General features: G+C 49.3%; 2 tRNA genes and 1 rRNA gene. All 3 read right to left on the bottom strand.

Annotated features, from left to right (window positions below):
- Positions 1–293 precede the first annotated feature (293 nt).
- Positions 294–369, bottom strand: a tRNA-Ala gene (locus AC1DOP_RS27220).
- A gap of 10 nt (positions 370–379) precedes the next feature.
- A tRNA-Ile gene (locus AC1DOP_RS27215) sits at positions 380–456 on the bottom strand.
- Positions 457–538: 82 nt separating this feature from the next.
- Positions 539–673 (bottom strand): 16S ribosomal RNA (locus tag AC1DOP_RS27210); the annotation flags it as partial.

Genomic DNA, 673 nt, shown 5'->3' with positions numbered 1-673 from the left:
CTTTTCGCAGGCTACAACGTCCTTCATCGCCTGTAATCGCCAAGGCATCCACCATGTGCACTTATTCACTTGTCCCTATAACGTTGGCCCCTGCATGAGTGTCAGGGAACGTCAYAGGCAAATGACAGCTTACTTTGTTTGTTGATACATACAGATTTTCTACCCTAAGTGTCCACTACATCTTTCGACGTATTGAACGCTTAAAGAAAACTTTACTTCTTCCAGATTGTTAAAGAACGAGAACTACACTTATCTAAAGCACTCAGCCTTACATAAATGCAGTGAACAGARAGTGGTGGAGGATGACGGGATCGAACCGACGACCCCCTGCTTGCAAAGCAGGTGCTCTCCCAGCTGAGCTAATCCCCCATACGTAACGTGGTAGGGCTGGTTGGACTCGAACCAACGACCCCCGCGTTATCAACACGGTGCTCTAACCAGCTGAGCTACAGCCCCGAAAACTCTTCTCGTTTAACTTTATAACAGCCGATAAGCGTGGACGCTTGATGCTGAGCTTTCGCTCTTAGTGCCACTCTAGAAAGGAGGTGATCCAGCCGCACCTTCCGATACGGCTACCTTGTTACGACTTCACCCCAGTCACGAATCCTACCGTGGTAAGCGCCCTCCTTGCGGTTAAGCTACCTACTTCTGGTAAAACCCGCTCCCATGGTGT

The sequence above is a fragment of the Massilia sp. 01N410 genome (genome assembly GCF_056399665.1).
Note: the sequence above shows the minus strand (reverse complement) of the source record. Positions and strands in the feature narration are given on the sequence as shown.